At 63.5% G+C, this 18,897-nt stretch carries 14 protein-coding genes and 1 pseudogene; 6 read left to right on the top strand and 9 right to left on the bottom strand.

What is annotated here, in order from left to right; genetic code table 11:
- Positions 1-5: 5 nt before the first annotated feature.
- The 5 genes from VQ065_RS00130 to rpmH all read right to left on the bottom strand — a co-directional run bounded on the left by VQ065_RS00130 (position 6) and on the right by rpmH (position 4,696).
- Entirely contained in the window at positions 6-230 is a 225-nt protein-coding gene (locus VQ065_RS00130; protein WP_003097251.1) for a hypothetical protein, read from the bottom strand.
- Between the two features lie 494 nt (positions 231-724).
- A complete protein-coding gene (gene mnmE, locus VQ065_RS00135) occupies positions 725-2,092 on the bottom strand; it encodes a tRNA uridine-5-carboxymethylaminomethyl(34) synthesis GTPase MnmE (RefSeq protein ID WP_003097253.1) in 1,368 nt (455 codons plus the stop codon).
- A gap of 70 nt (positions 2,093-2,162) precedes the next feature.
- Complete coding sequence (gene yidC, locus VQ065_RS00140) at positions 2,163-3,899, bottom strand: membrane protein insertase YidC (RefSeq protein WP_003097255.1); 1,737 nt, start codon at positions 3,897-3,899, stop codon at positions 2,163-2,165.
- A 240-nt stretch (positions 3,900-4,139) separates the two neighbouring features.
- Entirely contained in the window at positions 4,140-4,547 is a 408-nt protein-coding gene (gene rnpA / locus VQ065_RS00145) for a ribonuclease P protein component (RefSeq protein WP_014604144.1), read from the bottom strand.
- Between the two features lie 14 nt (positions 4,548-4,561).
- Positions 4,562-4,696 carry a 50S ribosomal protein L34 gene (gene rpmH, locus VQ065_RS00150; RefSeq protein ID WP_003100258.1) on the bottom strand — a complete coding sequence of 45 codons (135 nt, stop codon included), beginning with the start codon at positions 4,694-4,696 and terminating at the stop codon, positions 4,562-4,564.
- A gap of 525 nt (positions 4,697-5,221) precedes the next feature.
- Between rpmH and dnaA the strand changes: the two genes are divergently transcribed.
- From dnaA to gyrB, 4 genes and pseudogenes are all read left to right on the top strand, one after another.
- Entirely contained in the window at positions 5,222-6,766 is a 1,545-nt protein-coding gene (dnaA, locus tag VQ065_RS00155) for a chromosomal replication initiator protein DnaA (RefSeq protein ID WP_003109151.1), read from the top strand.
- Positions 6,767-6,794: 28 nt separating this feature from the next.
- On the top strand, positions 6,795-7,898 hold the full coding sequence (dnaN, locus tag VQ065_RS00160) for a DNA polymerase III subunit beta (protein ID WP_003097262.1): 1,104 nt from the start codon (positions 6,795-6,797) through the stop codon (positions 7,896-7,898).
- A gap of 9 nt (positions 7,899-7,907) precedes the next feature.
- Positions 7,908-9,010: pseudogene (gene recF / locus VQ065_RS00165) on the top strand (DNA replication/repair protein RecF).
- 3 nt (positions 9,011-9,013) lie between these two features.
- Entirely contained in the window at positions 9,014-11,434 is a 2,421-nt protein-coding gene (gyrB, locus tag VQ065_RS00170; RefSeq protein WP_003097268.1) for a DNA topoisomerase (ATP-hydrolyzing) subunit B, read from the top strand.
- A gap of 379 nt (positions 11,435-11,813) precedes the next feature.
- Here the strand turns inward: gyrB and VQ065_RS00175 are convergent, their stop codons facing one another.
- Together VQ065_RS00175 and gmhB are read right to left on the bottom strand one after the other, a co-directional pair.
- Entirely contained in the window at positions 11,814-12,587 is a 774-nt protein-coding gene (locus tag VQ065_RS00175) for a lysophospholipid acyltransferase family protein (protein WP_003097269.1), read from the bottom strand.
- 11 nt (positions 12,588-12,598) lie between these two features.
- A complete protein-coding gene (gene gmhB, locus VQ065_RS00180) occupies positions 12,599-13,135 on the bottom strand; it encodes a D-glycero-beta-D-manno-heptose 1,7-bisphosphate 7-phosphatase (RefSeq protein ID WP_023092222.1) in 537 nt (178 codons plus the stop codon).
- A gap of 331 nt (positions 13,136-13,466) precedes the next feature.
- Here gmhB and VQ065_RS00185 point away from each other — a divergent pair, with 331 nt between their 5' ends.
- Complete coding sequence (locus tag VQ065_RS00185) at positions 13,467-15,173, top strand: di-heme-cytochrome C peroxidase (RefSeq protein ID WP_003097272.1); 1,707 nt, start codon at positions 13,467-13,469, stop codon at positions 15,171-15,173.
- A 56-nt stretch (positions 15,174-15,229) separates the two neighbouring features.
- Here VQ065_RS00185 and glyS read toward each other — a convergent pair whose 3' ends face one another.
- Positions 15,230-17,284 carry a glycine--tRNA ligase subunit beta gene (gene glyS, locus VQ065_RS00190; RefSeq protein ID WP_030047954.1) on the bottom strand — a complete coding sequence of 685 codons (2,055 nt, stop codon included), beginning with the start codon at positions 17,282-17,284 and terminating at the stop codon, positions 15,230-15,232.
- A complete protein-coding gene (gene glyQ / locus VQ065_RS00195; RefSeq protein ID WP_003097276.1) occupies positions 17,284-18,231 on the bottom strand; it encodes a glycine--tRNA ligase subunit alpha in 948 nt (315 codons plus the stop codon). The genes glyS and glyQ overlap by 1 nt, the downstream gene beginning before the upstream one ends.
- 104 nt (positions 18,232-18,335) lie before the next feature.
- Between glyQ and VQ065_RS00200 the strand changes: the two genes are divergently transcribed.
- Positions 18,336-18,887, top strand: a complete 552-nt coding sequence (locus VQ065_RS00200) for a DNA-3-methyladenine glycosylase I (RefSeq protein ID WP_003097280.1) — start codon at positions 18,336-18,338, stop codon at positions 18,885-18,887.
- Positions 18,888-18,897 lie beyond the last annotated feature (10 nt).

Here is an 18,897-nt window from a genome sequence, read left to right on the forward strand (position 1 = left end):
AAGGCTCAGTCGTTGCCGCTTTCCAGCGTATCGATGGATGACGACAGGCGCTCGAAGCGGCGCTTGGCGGAGACCTGGAAATCCCGCTCGGAGCCCTCGTTAGCGGGTTTGCGCAGCAGTAGCCGAGCACTGAGCCCGCTAGTGCGGTCGTAACTGCCGAACCAGTCGATCATCTGTCCGACATGGCATTCGCCGCCGAGCCATACCGCCAGGTTGGCTACGATCTCCATGTTGTAGTGTCCGAGTGCTCGCCCTGGGACGTCTTGGGAGCCGAAGGCGAGGGCCGCGCCTGGCCGGTATCGACGGAGTCCAGGGTCTGCCACAGCTCTTTTCGCAGAATCTCTTCCAGGCTTGTGGGTAAATCGCTTACCGGGTTGTCTTGCGCGCACGGAACGTCCCGGCGTGTGGCGATAGCGCCAGGCGAGACAATGGGATAGATACGCCGTTCGAGAGGGGCGGGCAGGTAGAGATTGACCACAGCGCAGCGCCTTCGCGGACGCCGGATCGGAGCGCGGTGCCTGTGCATAAACCTCTCCCAGGTGGATATCCAACCCACGCAGACCGACATCGGTGCAGATGGTTTTCTCCGGGACGAAGCGGCGCGCCGGCAATCCATGCCTGCGTGGTTGAGTGCCGGCGGCAAGGGGAACAGTGAAAGGAAAGTACGCAGAACCGGAGCGAACCTTGCCCTGGTTATCCACAACTCGGCGTGGGCCGAGCCCCATTACTTGCCGATGCAGAAACTCGAGAAGATGCGACCCAGCAGGTCGTCGGGGGTGAATGCGCCGGTGATTTCACCCAGGTGCTGCTGGGCCTGGCGCAGATCCTCGGCCAGCAGCTCGCCTGCGCCATTGTGGATAAGTTGGCTGTGGCCATGCTCCAGCGCCTGGCCAGCCTGGCGCAGCGCCTCCAGGTGGCGCCGGCGGGCGCTGAAACCGCTTTCCGCGGTCTGTTCGAAGCCCATGCAGGCCTTTAGATGTTCGCGCAGCAGCTCCAGGCCGGCGCTGGTGCGCGCCGAGAGGGTGATGGTGACGTGGCCGTCCGCGCTTTCCTCGAGGCCAATGGACTCTGTGGACAAATCCGCCTTGTTGCGGATCAGGGTGACCTTGCCCGGTTCCGGTCGCTGGTCGAGAAACTCCGGCCATAGGGAAAACGGGTCCGCTGCTTCCGGGGCGGTGGCGTCCACCACCAGCAGCACGCGATCGGCTTCGCCGATGGCTTTCAGCGCACGTTCCACGCCGATCTTTTCCACATGGTCCTCGGTATCCCGCAGGCCTGCGGTGTCCACCACATGCAGGGGCATGCCATCGATGTGGATATGTTCGCGCAGTACATCGCGGGTGGTGCCGGCTATGTCCGTGACGATGGCCGCCTCGCGACCGGCCAGGGCATTCAGCAGGCTGGACTTGCCGGCATTCGGTCGTCCGGCGATGACCACGGTCATGCCGTCGCGCAGCAGGGCGCCTTGGGAAGCTTCGCGCTGCACTGTGGATAATTCTGTGCGTACTTTTTCCAGAAGCCCCAGTACATGGCCATCGGCGAGGAAGTCGATTTCTTCCTCGGGGAAGTCTATGGCGGCTTCGACATAGATGCGCAGGGAAATCAGTTGCTCGGTCAATGCATGTACCCGGCGCGAGAATTCGCCCTGCAGGGAACGCAATGCATTGCGCGCGGCCTGCTCCGAGCTGGCCTCGATCAGATCGGCGATGGCTTCGGCCTGGGCCAGGTCGAGCTTGTCGTTGAGGAACGCACGCTCGCTGAACTCGCCCGGTCGCGCCTGGCGGGCACCCAGTTCCAGACAACGCTGCACCAGCAGGTCGAGTACCACGGGGCCGCCGTGCCCCTGCAGTTCGAGTACGTCTTCGCCGGTGAACGAGTTCGGGCCGGGGAAATACAGTGACAGGCCTTCGTCGATCACCTGCCCACCGGCATCGAGGAACGGTCCGTAATGCGCATGCCGGGCTTTCAGCTGGCGTCCGCTCACGGCCACGGCCATCTGTCCGGCGAGAGGTCCGGAGACGCGGACGATTCCCACGCCGCCGCGGCCCTGGGCAGTAGCTATCGCGACGATGGTTTCGGTGGCGGCTTGCATGTGGATATCTCCGGATAGCAAGACGCCCCTCGAGGGGGCGTCTTGTTGTGGACAGTTTTCGCGATAGACGTCAGGCGGTCTTCGCGGCTGCCTCGATCTTGCGGGTAATGTACCACTGCTGTGCGATCGACAGGCAGTTGTTGACTACCCAGTACAGCACCAGACCGGCTGGGAACCAGAGGAAGAAGAAGGTGAAGATGATCGGCATCAGCTTCATCACCTTGGCCTGCATCGGGTCCGGCGGGGTCGGGTTGAGCATCTGCTGGATCAGCATGGTGCCGCCCATGACGATCGGCAGGATGAAGAACGGATCCTTCACCGACAGGTCGGTGATCCAGCCGAGCCACGGCGCCTGGCGCATTTCCACGCTTTCCAGGAGTACCCAGTAGAGGGAGAGGAAGACCGGCATCTGGACCAGGATCGGCAGGCAGCCGCCCAGCGGATTGATCTTCTCCTTCTTGTACAGCTCCATCATCGCCTGGGACATCTTCTGCCGATCGTCGCCGTGCTGTTCCTTGATCGCCTGCATCTTCGGCGACACCGCGCGCATGCGCGCCATCGAACGGTAGCTGGCGGCGGACAACGGGAAGAAGGCCAGCTTGATCAGGACGGTCAGGGCGATGATCGACCAGCCCCAGTTGCCGATCAGGCTGTGGATATGTTGCAGCAGCCAGAAGATCGGCTGTGCGATGAACCAGAGGAAACCGTAGTCGACGGTCAGTTCCAGGCCCGGGGAGAGTTCCTTCAGGTGCTTCTGGAGCTTCGGGCCGGCATACAGGGTCAGGTCGGTTTCCACCTTGCTACCCGCCGGAACGCTCAGGGTCGGGCCGGTGAAACCGACGATGTAGTTGCCCTGGCCGTCCTTGCGGGTCATGACCTGGTGCTGCTCGCCCTTGGTCGGAACCCAGGCGGTCACGAAGTAGTGTTGCAGCCAGGCGACCCAGCCCCCCTGCACGGACTCCTTGAACTGTTCCTTGTCCATGTCCTTGGTGGAGATCTTCTTGTACGGCGAATCCGGGGTCCAGACCGCGGCGCCGAGGTAGGTGGACACCCCGGTGGCGGTGGTCGAGGACGGGTCGGCGCTGCCGTCGCGCTTGAGCTGGGCGAACAGGTTGCCGCTCCAGGTCTTGCCGCTCTGGTTGTCGATCAGGTAGCTGACGCCGACCTGATAGGCGTTTTCATTGATGCACTCGATCTTCTTCTGGGCCTTTTCCTTGTCCGAGCAATCGGCTTTCAGGCCACGGTGGAAGGTGAAGCGCTTGATGTAGTTGACACCGTCGTGGCTGAAGCTCAGGTCCACGACCAGTTCGTTCTGGCCGTCGGCCAACTGGTAGCTGCTCTGCGCACTGTGGAACAGCGGGCGGCCGGCGCTGCTGGCGTCCGGGCCGTCGGCACCGGTGAGGCCGCTCTGCGCCAGGTAGGTACGTTCGCGACCGTTGTCGAACAGCGGGAACGGCACGTCCGGACGGTCCAGGCGGCGCGGATACTGCAACAGGCCGAGCTGGACGATATCGCCGCCACGGGGATCGATGGCCAGGTCGAGGACGTCGGTCTTCACCTGGATCAGCTTGTCGCTGACCGCAACCGGCTTGTCGGCGGCTTCGCTGCCGGCCGCGCTGCTCTGGGCAGTGGGAACGTCACTGCTGGTGCCCGAGGCGGACGGAGTGTCCGGCAGGCCTTGCGTGGTGTTCATCGAAGCGCTGGCGGCGGGCAGCTCAGGCTGACCGTAATCCTTGTTCCACTGGAGAACCAGCAGGTAGGACACGACTGCAAGGGCGACGATGAGAATCGAGCGTTGAATGTCCATGGTTACTCGGCCATCGAGAAAGGGCGGTGCTTGAAGGAAACTGACAGTAGCAGATCGCGGCTACGGGATTGCCAGTGATGGAGCCGAGTGGAGGAAACCGCACTCGGGCGACCATTGCGTCGCGGGCCATGCTGCGCGATAGCCTCGTACGCTAGGGAAGTACAACTTGGCTGGGAACGACGGTGCCGGGTCATCGAAGGGGGGATGACACTACAGGGATCGGGATGCGCGGGCATCGACCTATGCATGAGTACCGTCGGCCACGCCAGGGGCGTCAGCAGGGCTTTCCGTGCGAGGTCGATTGCGCAACAGGCGTTTCCAGAGCTTGCCGAACTGCTGGTGCAGCTCCGGATTTTCCAGTTCGCCCAGGCCTTTGCGCGCGATCACCACGATATCCCAGCCAGCCAGGGTTTCCTGGTTATGGCGGAACGATTCGCGGATCAGGCGTTTGAGGCGATTGCGCTGGACGGCGAGCTTGACGTTCTTCTTGCCGATCACCAGGCCCAGGCGGGGGTGATCGAGACCGTTCTCGCGCGCCAGCAGCAGGACGTGCTTGCCGGGGACCTTGCCGGTCGGAGAGTCGAAGACTGCGCTGAATTGCCGGGTTGTCAGTAGACGCTTGTCCCGGTCGAAGTCCCGACTCACCACCCGTACCGGATAAATCAGACGGTCAGACGCTTACGGCCTTTGGCGCGACGACGCGACAGAACCTGACGGCCGTTCTTGGTGGCCATACGGGCGCGGAAACCGTGGACGCGAGCGCGCTTGAGGGTGCTGGGTTGGAAAGTACGTTTCATGATTCGGTACCTGGGTTGACGACTTGAGGTCGCAGTGACCCCGTTTAAAGAGACCGGCGATTCTAGTGAAATCGAACGGGCAGGTCAATTTCCAACCAGCGATGACGTAATAGATAGATACAAGGAAGTCATTTTTCTTTTAAAGGATAGAAACGGTTAATGCTCTTGGGACGGCGCTTTTCTGTGCATAACTCGACGAAGCCCAGCAACTGCGTGTTTCTCCGGCAGGCAAAAGGTTGTCGAGAACCGGTGTCGAGGCTGTTTCCTTCCTGAGCGAAGCCTGGGGATGAACGAGATGGTTATCCACAGCGGTTTTTTCCACACGGCTGTGCGCAGGGATGTACCCCCTTCAAAGCAAGGGTTATCCACAAAGTACAGGACGACCGTCCGTCGGCCTGCCTGCTTTTATTAAGGTCTTGATTTGCTTGGGGCCTCAGCGCATCGGCATGTGGATAAGTCCGGCCCGTCCGGCTACAATAGGCGCTTATTTCGTTGTGCCGCCTTTCCAATCTTTGGGGGATATCCGTGTCCGTGGAACTTTGGCAGCAGTGCGTGGATCTTCTCCGCGATGAGCTGCCGTCCCAACAATTCAACACCTGGATCCGTCCCTTGCAGGTCGAAGCCGAAGGCGACGAATTGCGTGTGTATGCACCCAACCGTTTCGTCCTCGATTGGGTGAACGAGAAATACCTCGGTCGGCTTCTGGAACTGCTCGGTGAACGCGGCGAGGGTCAGTTGCCCGCCCTTTCCTTATTAATAGGCAGCAAGCGTAGCCGTACGCCGCGCGCCGCCATCGTCCCATCGCAGACCCACGTGGCTCCCCCGCCTCCGGTTGCTCCGCCGCCGGCGCCAGTGCAGCCGGTATCGGCCGCGCCCGTGGTGGTGCCACGTGAAGAGCTGCCGCCAGTGACGACGGCTCCCAGCGTGTCGAGCGACCCCTACGAGCCGGAAGAGCCCAGCATCGATCCGCTGGCCGCCGCTATGCCGGCCGGAGCCGCACCTGCGGTACGCACCGAGCGCAACGTCCAGGTCGAAGGCGCGCTGAAGCACACCAGCTATCTCAACCGTACCTTCACCTTCGAGAACTTCGTCGAGGGCAAGTCCAACCAGTTGGCCCGCGCCGCCGCCTGGCAGGTGGCGGACAACCTCAAGCACGGCTACAACCCGCTGTTCCTCTACGGTGGCGTCGGCCTGGGCAAGACCCACCTGATGCATGCGGTGGGCAACCACCTGCTGAAGAAGAACCCGAACGCCAAGGTGGTTTACCTGCATTCGGAACGTTTCGTCGCGGACATGGTGAAGGCCTTGCAGCTCAACGCCATCAACGAATTCAAGCGCTTCTACCGCTCGGTGGACGCACTGTTGATCGACGACATCCAGTTCTTCGCCCGTAAGGAGCGCTCCCAGGAGGAGTTCTTCCACACCTTCAACGCCCTTCTCGAAGGCGGCCAGCAGGTGATCCTCACCAGCGACCGCTATCCGAAGGAAATCGAAGGCCTGGAAGAGCGGCTGAAGTCCCGCTTCGGCTGGGGCCTGACGGTGGCCGTCGAGCCGCCGGAACTGGAAACCCGGGTGGCGATCCTGATGAAGAAGGCCGAGCAGGCGAAGATCGAGCTGCCGCACGACGCGGCCTTCTTCATCGCCCAGCGCATCCGTTCCAACGTGCGTGAACTGGAAGGTGCGCTGAAGCGGGTGATCGCCCACTCGCACTTCATGGGCCGGCCGATCACCATCGAGCTGATTCGCGAGTCGCTGAAGGACTTGTTGGCCCTTCAGGACAAGCTGGTCAGCATCGACAACATCCAGCGCACCGTCGCCGAGTACTACAAGATCAAGATATCCGATCTGTTGTCCAAGCGGCGTTCGCGTTCGGTGGCGCGCCCGCGCCAGGTGGCCATGGCGCTCTCCAAGGAGCTGACCAACCACAGCCTGCCGGAGATCGGCGTGGCCTTCGGCGGTCGGGATCACACCACGGTGTTGCACGCCTGTCGTAAGATCGCTCAACTTAGGGAATCCGACGCGGATATCCGCGAGGACTACAAGAACCTGCTGCGTACCCTGACAACCTGACGCAGCCCACGAGGCAAGGGACTAGACCATGCATTTCACCATTCAACGCGAAGCCCTGTTGAAACCGCTGCAACTGGTCGCCGGCGTCGTGGAACGCCGCCAGACATTGCCGGTTCTCTCCAACGTCCTGCTGGTGGTCGAAGGCCAGCAACTGTCGCTGACCGGCACCGACCTCGAGGTCGAGCTGGTTGGTCGCGTGGTACTGGAAGATGCCGCCGAACCCGGCGAGATCACCGTACCGGCGCGCAAGCTGATGGACATCTGCAAGAGCCTGCCGAACGACGTGCTGATCGACATCCGTGTCGAAGAGCAGAAACTCCTGGTGAAGGCCGGGCGTAGCCGCTTCACCCTGTCCACCCTGCCGGCCAACGATTTCCCCACCGTAGAGGAAGGTCCCGGCTCGCTGAACTTCAGCATTGCCCAGAGCAAGCTGCGTCGCCTGATCGACCGCACCAGCTTCGCCATGGCCCAGCAGGACGTGCGTTACTACCTCAACGGCATGCTGCTGGAAGTGAACGGCGGCACCCTGCGCTCCGTCGCCACCGACGGCCACCGACTGGCCATGTGCTCGCTGGATGCGCAGATCCCGTCGCAGGACCGCCACCAGGTGATCGTGCCGCGCAAAGGCATCCTCGAACTGGCTCGTCTGCTCACCGAGCAGGACGGCGAAGTCGGCATCGTCCTGGGCCAGCACCATATCCGTGCCACCACTGGCGAATTCACCTTCACTTCGAAGCTGGTGGACGGCAAGTTCCCGGACTACGAGCGTGTACTGCCGCGCGGTGGCGACAAGCTGGTGGTCGGTGACCGCCAGCAACTGCGCGAAGCCTTCAGCCGTACCGCGATCCTCTCCAACGAGAAGTACCGCGGCATTCGCCTGCAGCTTTCCAACGGTTTGCTGAAAATCCAGGCGAACAACCCGGAGCAGGAAGAGGCCGAGGAAGAAGTGCAGGTCGAGTACAACGGCGGCAACCTGGAGATCGGCTTCAACGTCAGTTACCTGCTCGACGTGCTGGGTGTGATCGGTACCGAGCAGGTCCGCTTCATCCTTTCCGATTCCAACAGCAGCGCCCTGGTCCACGAGGCCGACAATGACGATTCTGCCTATGTCGTCATGCCGATGCGCCTCTAATCACACTGAATGTCCCTGACCCGCGTTTCGGTCACCGCGGTGCGCAACCTGCACCCGGTGACCCTCTCCCCCTCCCCTCGCATCAACATCCTCTACGGCGATAATGGCAGCGGCAAGACCAGTGTGCTCGAAGCCATCCACCTGCTGGGCCTGGCGCGTTCATTCCGCAGTGCGCGCTTGCAGCCGGTGATCCAGTATGAGGAAGCGGCCTGCACCGTATTCGGCCAGGTGATGTTGGCCAACGGCATCGCCAGCAACCTGGGGATTTCCCGTGAGCGCCAGGGCGAGTTCACCATCCGCATCGATGGGCAGAACGCCCGGAGTGCGGCTCAATTGGCGGAAACTCTCCCCCTGCAACTGATCAACCCGGACAGCTTTCGGTTGCTCGAGGGAGCGCCGAAGATCCGGCGACAGTTCCTCGATTGGGGAGTGTTCCACGTGGAACCTCGGTTTCTGCCCGTCTGGCAGCGCCTGCAGAAGGCGCTGCGCCAGCGGAACTCCTGGCTCCGGCATGGTAAACTGGACCCCGCGTCGCAAGCGGCCTGGGACCGGGAATTGAGCCTGGCCAGCGATGAGATCGATGCCTACCGCAGAAGCTATATCCAGGCGTTGAAACCGGTATTCGAGGAAACACTCGCCGAATTGGTTTCACTGGATGACCTGACCCTTAGCTACTACCGAGGCTGGGACAAGGACCGGGACCTCCTGGAGGTTCTGGCTTCCAGCCTGTTGCGCGACCAGCAGATGGGCCACACCCAGGCGGGACCGCAGCGTGCGGATCTTCGCATACGGTTGGCAGGTCATAACGCCGCGGAGATTCTCTCGCGCGGTCAGCAGAAGCTGGTGGTATGCGCCCTGCGCATCGCCCAAGGCCATCTGATCAATCGCGCCAAGCGCGGACAGTGCGTCTACCTGGTGGACGACCTGCCCTCGGAATTGGATGAGCAGCATCGAATGGCTCTTTGCCGCTTGCTTGAAGATTTGGGTTGCCAGGTATTCATCACCTGCGTGGACCCGCAACTATTGAAAGACGGCTGGCGCACGGATACGCCGGTATCCATGTTCCACGTGGAACATGGAAAAGTCTCTCAGACCACGACCATCGGGAGTGAAGCATGAGCGAGAACAACACGTACGACTCTTCCAGCATCAAGGTGCTGAAGGGGCTGGATGCCGTACGCAAGCGCCCCGGCATGTACATCGGCGACACCGACGATGGCACCGGTCTGCACCACATGGTGTTCGAGGTGGTGGATAACTCCATCGACGAAGCGCTGGCCGGTTACTGCAGCGAAATCAGCATCACCATCCATACGGATGAGTCGATCACTGTCCGCGACAATGGACGCGGTATTCCGGTGGATATCCACAAGGAAGAAGGGGTTTCTGCGGCGGAAGTGATCATGACCGTCCTTCACGCCGGCGGCAAGTTCGATGACAACACCTACAAAGTGTCCGGCGGCTTGCACGGTGTGGGCGTCTCGGTGGTGAACGCGCTGTCCCATGAGCTGCGCCTGACCATCCGTCGCCACAACAAGGTCTGGGAACAGGTCTACCACCACGGCGTTCCGCAGTTCCCACTGCGCGAAGTGGGCGAGACCGATGGCTCCGGTACCGAAGTTCACTTCAAGCCGTCCCCGGAGACCTTCAGCAACATCCACTTCAGTTGGGACATCCTGGCCAAGCGCATCCGCGAACTGTCCTTCCTCAACTCCGGCGTCGGCATCCTGCTGCGCGACGAGCGTACCGGCAAGGAGGAGCTGTTCAAGTACGAAGGCGGTCTGAAGGCCTTCGTCGAGTACCTGAACACCAACAAGACCGCGGTGAACGAGGTATTCCACTTCAACGTCCAGCGTGAAGAGGACGGCGTGGGTGTGGAAGTCGCCTTGCAGTGGAACGACAGCTTCAACGAGAACCTGCTCTGCTTCACCAACAACATCCCGCAGCGTGATGGCGGCACCCACCTCGCCGGTTTCCGTTCGGCGCTGACGCGTAACCTGAACAACTACATCGAGGCCGAAGGCCTGGCGAAGAAATTCAAGATCGCCACCACCGGCGACGATGCCCGCGAAGGCCTCACCGCGATCATCTCGGTGAAGGTACCGGACCCGAAGTTCAGCTCGCAGACCAAGGACAAGCTGGTCTCCTCCGAGGTGAAGACCGCGGTGGAACAGGAGATGGGCAAGTACTTCGCCGACTTCCTGCTGGAGAATCCCAACGAAGCCAAGGCCGTGGTCGGCAAGATGATCGACGCCGCCCGTGCCCGCGAGGCCGCACGCAAGGCGCGCGAGATGACCCGCCGCAAGGGCGCGCTGGACATCGCCGGCCTGCCCGGCAAGCTGGCCGATTGCCAGGAAAAGGACCCGGCGCTCTCCGAACTGTACATCGTGGAGGGTGACTCCGCGGGCGGTTCCGCCAAGCAGGGCCGCAATCGCCGGACCCAGGCGATCCTGCCGCTCAAGGGCAAGATCCTCAACGTCGAAAAGGCGCGCTTCGACAAGATGCTCTCCTCCCAGGAGGTCGGTACGCTGATCACCGCCCTGGGCTGTGGCATCGGCCGCGAGGAGTACAACATCGACAAGCTGCGCTACCACAACATCATCATCATGACCGATGCTGACGTCGACGGTTCGCACATCCGCACCCTGCTGTTGACCTTCTTCTTCCGCCAGATGCCCGAGCTGATCGAGCGTGGCTACATCTACATCGCCCAGCCCCCGTTGTACAAGGTCAAGCGCGGCAAGCAGGAGCAGTACATCAAGGACGACCAGGCCATGGAAGAGTACATGACCCAGTCGGCCCTGGAAGACGCCAGCCTGCACGTCAACGAGCACGCTCCGGGCCTGTCTGGGGCGGCGCTGGAGAAACTGGTCAACGAGTATCGCGGGGTGATCGCCACCCTCAAGCGCCTGTCGCGCCTGTACCCCCAGGAGCTGACCGAGCACTTCATCTACCTGCCTACCGTGTCGGTGGACGACCTGGCTAACGAGTCGGCCATGCAGGGCTGGTTGGAGAAGTTCCAGGCGCGCCTGACCGCCGCCGAGAAGTCTGGCCTGACCTACAAGGCCAGCCTGCGCGAAGACCGCGAGCGCCACCTGTGGCTGCCCGAGGTGGAACTGGTGGCCCACGGCCTGTCCAGCTACGTCACCTTCAACCGTGACTTCTTCGCCAGCAATGACTACCGCTCGGTGTCGCTGCTCGGCGACCAGCTGAACAGCCTGCTGGAAGACGGCGCCTACGTGCAGAAGGGTGAGCGCAAGCGCCCGATCAGCGCCTTCAAGGACGGCCTGGACTGGCTGATGGCCGAAGGTACCAAGCGCCACAGCATCCAGCGATACAAGGGGTTGGGCGAGATGAACCCTGAGCAGCTGTGGGAAACCACCATGGATCCGAACGTCCGGCGCATGCTCAAGGTGACCATCGAGGACGCCATCGCTGCCGACCAGATCTTCAACACCCTGATGGGCGATGCTGTGGAGCCGCGCCGCGACTTCATCGAAAGCAACGCGCTGGCGGTGTCGAACCTGGACGTGTGACAGGTCGGCAGACCGACCCTCATAGAAACCCCGGCCTGGCGCCGGGGTTTTCTTTTTGCGCCAGGTAGCCTGGATACGGGCGCCAGGAGTGCCTTGCCAAGGTGTGGCCGAGCCCCCGGTTGCTCGCCAGCATTGGCACCCTGGACCCTGGACCCTGGACCCTGGACCCTGGACCCTGGACCCTGGACCCTGGACCCTGGACCCAGGCCTCCTGGCGGCGTGGCACCGCTTCTGTGGGCAGCGGTCGCCGGTCGGTTCGGTCGATCGTTGCCAGCCGGCCTTGCTTTGCGCCTCGCGTGAAAACAAGAAGCCCCGCTATGGCGGGGCTTCTTTTATCGAATCGGCGCACAGTGCGCCTTGCAGGGGGCTTTGCGGCCCTTCACGAGACCACCGACGGCTCCGGATGGCTGACCCGCTGCTGGATGGGGCTGATCTCGGCCATGGTCTCGCTGACCCAGGCCTCGGCGCGCTGGTTTAGCTCGGCGATGGCGCGCGGGCCTTCGCCTTCGGCGTGCATCGCCGGGCCGATCACCACCTGGATGGTGCCCGGGTACTTGGCCCAGCCGGCCTTGGGCCAATACTGCCCGGCGTTGTGGGCGATCGGCAGTACCGGTAGCCCGGCGTTGACCGCCAGGGCGGTGCCGCCGCGGGAGAACTTGCCCATCTGCCCCACCGGAATACGCGTGCCTTCCGGGAAGATCAGCACCCAGGCGCCTTTCTTCAGGCACTCGTCGCCCTGCTTGGCCAGTTGCTTGAGGGCCAGCTTCGGCTGGCTGCGGTCGATGGCGATGGGCTTGAGCAGGGCCAGGGCCCAGCCGAAGAACGGCACGTAGAGCAGCTCGCGCTTGAGTACCTGGCTGAGTGGCTCGAAGAAGCCGGAGAGGAAGAAGGTTTCCCAGGTGCTCTGGTGCTTGGAGAGGATCACGCAGGGCTTTTCCGGGATGTTCTCCAGTCCGCGCACCTCGTAGCGGATGCCGGCGACCACGCGGGTCAGCCAGATCGCGAAGCGGCACCAGTTCTGTACCACGAAGCGGTAGCGGGCGCGGAACGGCAGGATCGGCGCGATGAAGAAGCTGAGGGTGCCCCAGACGAACGCGCTGGCGGACAGCAGCAGGTAAAAGAGGATGGTTCTGATGGCCTGCACTGTCGACATGTATTCTGACCTTACTGAAGTAATGCGCTGGCGACTGCCGCCAGATCGTCGAATATCAGGGTGCCCTCTGGCAAGGGCTTGCCCAGCGTACGTACACCTTTTCCGGTCTTTACCAACACCGGCTGACAATCGACGGCCCGCGCCGCCTCCAGGTCACCGATGCTGTCGCCGACGAACCAGATACCCGACAGATCGACCCCGTAGTGCTCGCCGATCTGCCGCAGCATACCCGGCTTCGGCTTGCGGCAGTCGCAACCGTCGTCCGGTCCATGCGGACAATAGACGATGAGGCCGACCTCGCCGCCCTGCTCCGCGACCAGTTCGCGCAAGCGCGCATGCATGGCCTCGAGCACTGCCAGGTCGTAATAGCCACGGGCGATGCCGGACTGGTTGGTAGCCACCGCGACGGTCCAGCCGGCCTTGCTCAGGCGGGCGATGGCCTCGATCGAGCTGGGGATGGGGATCCACTCGTCGAGGGTCTTGATGTAATCGTCGGAGTCGAGGTTGATGACTCCATCGCGGTCGAGAATCAGCAGGGAACGGGACATCGATGCGCAGTTGGCCATGAACGGAAAGGATCGATTCTACCTCAGCCAGCCGGAGCATCGCGGATGGATCGACGAGCCCCCTACGCTGGACAATCTGTACTAGATTCAATAATGGCAATGGAATGGCAATCCCAGGCCAGGGAGTCATTTGGCACGCAGCAGTGGGTGTCTCGGAGTACGTGCGAACCCCTTGGCGGGTGGATCACCGGAGTAACGCAGTAAGCGCCTATCGCATGCCAGCACGGCCGACCGGCCGTGTTTCCACCACAGGTGGAGCGGGCATGACGACGGGGAGTTCCGGGGCGTCTGCCCGTTCCCAAGGACGGTAACCGTGAAACGCCTGAAAAAGACACTGCACCTTTCAAGCTTGTCCCTCGTTTCCCTGGCTCTTTCTTCCGCCGCCCTGGCGGCCGCTCCGGTCATGCTCGACCAGGGCAAGGAATGGACCGAAAGCCACCGCCAGGACTTCTACAGCCGCGACCAGGGCTCGCAGGTGATGCCCCTGCCCTGGCTCAAGGCGTTGCGACAGCCGGATGGAACGCCTTTCCTCGCCGACAGCCTGGCCCGCTACGGCTATTTGCCCAATCCCAAGGCGCCCGCGGAAGGCCTGCCGGTGGGCTTCACCGTAGCCGGCACGGGCGCCCGGCAGATGGTCGGCATGACCTGTTCGGCCTGCCATACCCGGCAGATCGAGGTGAAGGGCACGGCCTATCGGATCGACGGCGGTCCGGCGATCGTCGACTTCCAGGCATTCCTCGCCGACCTTGATCGGGCCGTGGGACCGCTGACCAGCGATGACGCCGCCTTCGACGCCTTCGCCAAGCAGATCCTCGGGGCCAATCCGCCTCCCGGTGCGCGTGACGCCCTGCTCGCGGCGGTGAAGGAATGGTACGAGCCCTATCACACGCTGATCGAGCGCGCGCTACCCAAGGACACCTGGGGACCGGCGCGACTGGACGCGGTATCGATGATCTTCAACCGCCTTACCGGGCTGGATATCGGCACCGCGCCGCCCTATCTGATTCCCGACAACATCAAGGCGGCGGATGCGCCGGTGCGCTACCCGTTCCTGTGGAACGCGGCGCGGCAGAACAAGACCCAGTGGCCCGGCTTCGCCGCCAACGGCAACGACCTGCTCGGCCTGGCGCGCAATGTCGGCGAGGTCTACGGGGTGTTCGCCACCTTCCACCCGCAGAAGAGCAAGTTCCACCTGCTGGGCATGGACTACCTGAAGGTCAACTCGGCCAACTTCCACGGGTTGGGCAAGCTGGAGGAGCTGATCAAGAAGATCGGCCCGCCGAAGTGGCCCTGGGCGGTGGACAAGCACCTGGCCAGGAAAGGCGCGCTGATCTTCGCCCGCAAGACCGACGGGGGTGGCTGCGTGGAGTGCCACGGCATCCGGATCAAGGACCTGGTGCTTTGGGACACTCCGCTGAGGGACGTCGGCAGCGACAGCCGCCAGCACGCCATCCTCGATGGCCAGGTGCAGACCGGCGTGATGGAGGGCGCGCGGATGCCGTTCGGCCAGCCGCTGAAGGCGACCGACGGAGCCTTCGATGTACTCGCCGTAGCGGTGGCCGGTTCGATCCTGCAGCACTTCGTGCCGATCCTCGGTGAGAAGCACGATGCCAAGGCGGCGGCGGTCAAGCCGGAAAGCGTGATGACCGACGAAACCCGGCAACTGCTGACCGCCTTCCAGAAGCCGGTGCGTACCCAGGCCGACCCCTACCCCTACGAGTCGCGGGTCCTGCAGGGGATCTGGGCGGCGGCGCCGTACCTGCACAACGGCTCGGTGCCGACCCTGGAAGAGTTGCTGAAGCCGGCCGCGGAGCGGGTGGAATCCTTCCCGGTGGGCTCGGCCTACGACGTGGACAAGGTCGGCCTCGCCGCCCAGCAGACCCAATTCGGCAGCTATGTGCTGAAGACCACCGGCTGCGAGCAGCGTGATTCCGGCAACAGCCGCTGCGGCCATGAGTACGGCACCAGCCTGTCGGCCGAGGAGAAGCGCGCGCTGCTGGAGTATCTGAAGGTCCTGTAGTGAAAAAGGCCCGGTGTCGCGAGGACGCCGGGCCTTTTCTTCGAGGCGGGACTGGCTCAGCCGAGCAGCGAGATGTCCGCCACCCCGAGGAACGACCCGCGCAGCTTGGCCAGCAGCGCATAGCGGTTGGCGCGCACCGCCGCGTCGTCGACATTGACCATCACATCGGCGAAGAACGTATCCACCGGCTCGCGCAAGGCCGCCAGGCGGGCCAGCGCGGCGCGATAGTCGCGTGCCGCTGCCAGCGGCGCGACTTCGCTTTCGGCGTTCGCCACGGCGCTGCCCAGGGCCTTCTCGGCGGCTTCCACCAGCAGGCTGGCATCCACGTTCGGCGGAACCTCGTCCTCGGACTTGGCGAGAATATTCGACACCCGTTTGTTCGCCGCGGCCAGGGCCTCGGCTTCAGGCAACTGGCGGAAGGCCTGGACGGCCTGTACGCGCTGGTCGAAGTCCAGCGGCGAGCTTGGCTTGAGCGCGCGCACCGACTGGTACACGGCCACGTCCACGCCTTCGTCCTCGTAGCGCGCGCGCAGGCGGTCGAACACGAAGTCCAGCACCTGCTCGGCCAGGCCGGCGGCCTTGACCTTGTCGCCGTATTGCTCGACGGCGGCGTTGACCGCGGCTACCAGGTCCAGGTCGAGCTGCTTCTCGATGAGGATGCGCAGCACGCCCAGCGCAGCGCGGCGCAGCGCGTAGGGGTCCTTGCTGCCGGTGGGAAGCATGCCGATGCCGAAGATACCGACCAGGGTATCGAGCTTGTCGGCCACCGCCACGGCGGCGCCGGTCAGGGTCGAGGGTAGCTCGGCGCCGGCGCCGCGCGGCATGTACTGCTCGTTGAGGGCCAGGGCGACGTCTTCCGCTTCGCCGCCGTGGGTGGCGTAGTAGTAGCCGGCGATGCCCTGCATTTCGGGGAACTCGCCGACCATCTCGGTCGCCAGGTCACACTTGGACAGGATGCCGGCGCGCGCGGCGTTCTGCGCATTGCCGCCTATACGTTCGGCGATGTAGGCGGCCAGGCCGGAGACGCGCTGGGCCTTCTCGAACACGGTGCCGAGCTGGGCCTGGAACACTACGTTGCGCAGGCGCTCATTGAAGCTTTCGAGCGGCTGCTTCTTGTCCTGCTTGAAGAAGAACTCGGCGTCGGTGAGGCGCGGGCGAACCACCTTCTCGTTACCGCTGACGATGTTCTCCGGCGCCTTGCTCTCGACGTTGGCGACGGTGATGAAGCGAGGCAGCAGCTTGCCGTTGGCGTCCAGCAGGCAGAAGTATTTCTGGTTGTCCTGCATGGTGGTGATCAGGGCTTCCTGCGGGACCTCGAGGAAGCGCTCCTCGAAGGAGCAGACCAGCGGCACCGGCCACTCGACCAGTGCAGTCACTTCGTCGAGCAGGCTCGGCGGCACGATGGCGCTGCCCTGTTGCTCGGCGGCCAGTTCGGCCACGCGCTTGGCGATCAGCTCGCGGCGCTCGGCGAAATCGGCCAGCACATGAGCGCCGCGCAGGTCTTCCAGATACGCTGCCGGGCTGGAAATACGCACATTGTCCGGATTGTGGAAGCGGTGGCCACGGGATTCGCGCCCGGCTTTCTGGGCGAGGATCTCGCACTCGACCACATCGTCGCCGAACAGCATCACCAGCCATTGGGTCGGACGCACGAACTCCTCGCGGCGAGCTGCCCAGCGCATCCGCTTGGGAATCGGCAGTTCGTTCAACGAGGCCTCGACGATGCCCGGCAGCAGGCCGGCGGCCGGTTGGCCGGCGATGGTCTGGCTGAAGCGCAGCTTCGGACCGCTCTTGTCGATATGCTGCAGATCCACGCCGCACTTCTTGGCGAAGCCCAGGGCGGCCTGGGTCGGGTTACCGCTGGCGTCGAAGGCGGCCTGTAGCGGCGGACCGTCTAGGTTGACGGTACGGTCGGGCTGCTGCACGGCGAGTTGCTCGACCAGCACGGCGAGACGGCGCGGCGCCGCATAGAAACGCGCAGCGGCATAGCTCAGACCGGCAGCCTTGAGGCCCTTCTCGATACCGCTGAGGAAGGCTTCGCCGAGGCTGTTGAGGGCTTTTGGCGGCAGCTCTTCGGTGCCCAGTTCGACCAGGAAATCCTTGGCGCTCATCATTCGGCCTCCTTCAGCTTGGCCAGTACTTCGTCACGCAATTCGGGGGTGGCCATGGGGAAGCCGAGGCGCGCGCGGGCCTGCAGGTAGCTCTGCGCCACGGCGCGGGCCAGGGTACGCACGCGAAGGATGTAGCGCTGGCGCTCGGTGACCGAGATGGCGCGCCGCGCATCCAGCAGGTTGAAGGTATGCGAAGCCTTGAGGACCATCTCGTAGGTCGGCAACGGCAGCTCCAGCGCGATCAGGCGGTTGGCTTCGCTTTCGTAGAAGTCGAACAGTTCGAACAGTTTCGGCACGTTGGCGTGCTCGAAGTTGAAAGTGGATTGCTCCACCTCGTTCTGGTGGAACACGTCGCCATAGGTGACCTTGCCGAACGGGCCGTCGGTCCAGACCAGGTCGTAGACCGAGTCCACGCCCTGCAGGTACATGGCCAGGCGCTCCAGGCCGTAGGTGATCTCGCCGGTGACCGGATAGCACTCGATGCCGCCGACCTGCTGGAAGTAGGTGAACTGGGTGACTTCCATGCCGTTCAGCCAGATTTCCCAACCCAGGCCCCAGGCGCCGAGGGTCGGCGACTCCCAGTTGTCCTCGACGAAGCGGATGTCGTGGACCAGCGGGTCGATGCCGATGGCTTTCAGCGAGCCGAGATACAGCTCCTGGAAGTTCTCCGGGTTCGGCTTCAGGACCACCTGAAACTGGTAGTAGTGCTGCAGGCGGTTGGGGTTCTCGCCGTAGCGGCCGTCGGTGGGGCGGCGGCTCGGCTGGACGTAGGCGGCGTTCCAGGTCTCCGGGCCAATGGCGCGGAGGAAGGTGGCGGTGTGGAAGGTGCCGGCGCCCACTTCCATGTCGTAGGGCTGCAGCACCACGCAGCCCTGCTCGGCCCAGTAGTTCTGCAGGGCGAGAATCAGGTCTTGGAAGGTGCGCACGGCGGGCGTAGTCTGGCTCACGAAATTCACCTGTGCTGAGGCTTCGATACAAAACGCGGAAGTATACCCGATTCCCGCGCCGCCTCGCCCGTCCCCCCGATCCCTTCAAAACCACGGAAAGCCTTATGCCACGCTGCTTCTGGTGCAACGACGATCCTCTCTACATGGCCTACCACGACGAGGAGTGGGGTGTGCCGCAGCGCGATCCCGACGCGCTGTTCGAACTTCTGCTGCTGGAGGGCTTCCAGGCCGGGTTGTCCTGGATCACCGTGCTGAAGAAGCGCGAGCGCTACCGCGAGGTGCTGTTCGGCTTCGACGTGCAGCGGGTGGCACAGATGAGCGACGCTGAGATCGACGAACTGATGCTCGACCCCGGCATCATTCGCAATCGGGCCAAGCTCAACGCTGCGCGGCAGAACGCCCAGGCCTGGCTGGAGCTGGATGACCCGGCTGGGTTCCTCTGGTCCTTCGTCGGCGGCCAGCCGAAGATCAACCATTTCGCTGGTCGTGCCGAGGTGCCGGCGATTACCCCGGAAGCCGAGGCCATGAGCAAGGCGCTGCGCAAGGCCGGCTTCAACTTCGTCGGGCCGACCATCTGCTACGCCTTCATGCAGGCCAGCGGCATGGTCATGGACCATACCCAGGACTGCGACCGTTACGCCCAACTCGTCGGCTAGCCGGGCGCTC

The sequence above is a fragment of the Pseudomonas sp. KBN10P06128 genome (genome assembly GCF_037574945.1).
Lineage (GTDB): Bacteria > Pseudomonadota > Gammaproteobacteria > Pseudomonadales > Pseudomonadaceae > Pseudomonas > Pseudomonas aeruginosa.

What these genes read in the sequence shown, in the direction of transcription:
- VQ065_RS00130 (WP_003097251.1), bottom strand. Translation starts at nt 230, where the DNA reads ATGGAGATCGTAGCCAACCTGGCGGTATGGCTCGGCGGCGAATGCCAT.
- mnmE (WP_003097253.1), bottom strand. Translation starts at nt 2,092, where the DNA reads ATGCAAGCCGCCACCGAAACCATCGTCGCGATAGCTACTGCCCAGGGC.
- yidC (WP_003097255.1), bottom strand. Translation starts at nt 3,899, where the DNA reads ATGGACATTCAACGCTCGATTCTCATCGTCGCCCTTGCAGTCGTGTCC.
- rpmH (WP_003100258.1), bottom strand. Translation starts at nt 4,696, where the DNA reads ATGAAACGTACTTTCCAACCCAGCACCCTCAAGCGCGCTCGCGTCCAC.
- dnaN (WP_003097262.1), top strand. Translation starts at nt 6,795, where the DNA reads ATGCATTTCACCATTCAACGCGAAGCCCTGTTGAAACCGCTGCAACTG.
- gyrB (WP_003097268.1), top strand. Translation starts at nt 9,014, where the DNA reads ATGAGCGAGAACAACACGTACGACTCTTCCAGCATCAAGGTGCTGAAG.
- VQ065_RS00175 (WP_003097269.1), bottom strand. Translation starts at nt 12,587, where the DNA reads ATGTCGACAGTGCAGGCCATCAGAACCATCCTCTTTTACCTGCTGCTG.
- gmhB (WP_023092222.1), bottom strand. Translation starts at nt 13,135, where the DNA reads ATGTCCCGTTCCCTGCTGATTCTCGACCGCGATGGAGTCATCAACCTC.
- glyS (WP_030047954.1), bottom strand. Translation starts at nt 17,284, where the DNA reads ATGAGCGCCAAGGATTTCCTGGTCGAACTGGGCACCGAAGAGCTGCCG.
- VQ065_RS00200 (WP_003097280.1), top strand. Translation starts at nt 18,336, where the DNA reads ATGCCACGCTGCTTCTGGTGCAACGACGATCCTCTCTACATGGCCTAC.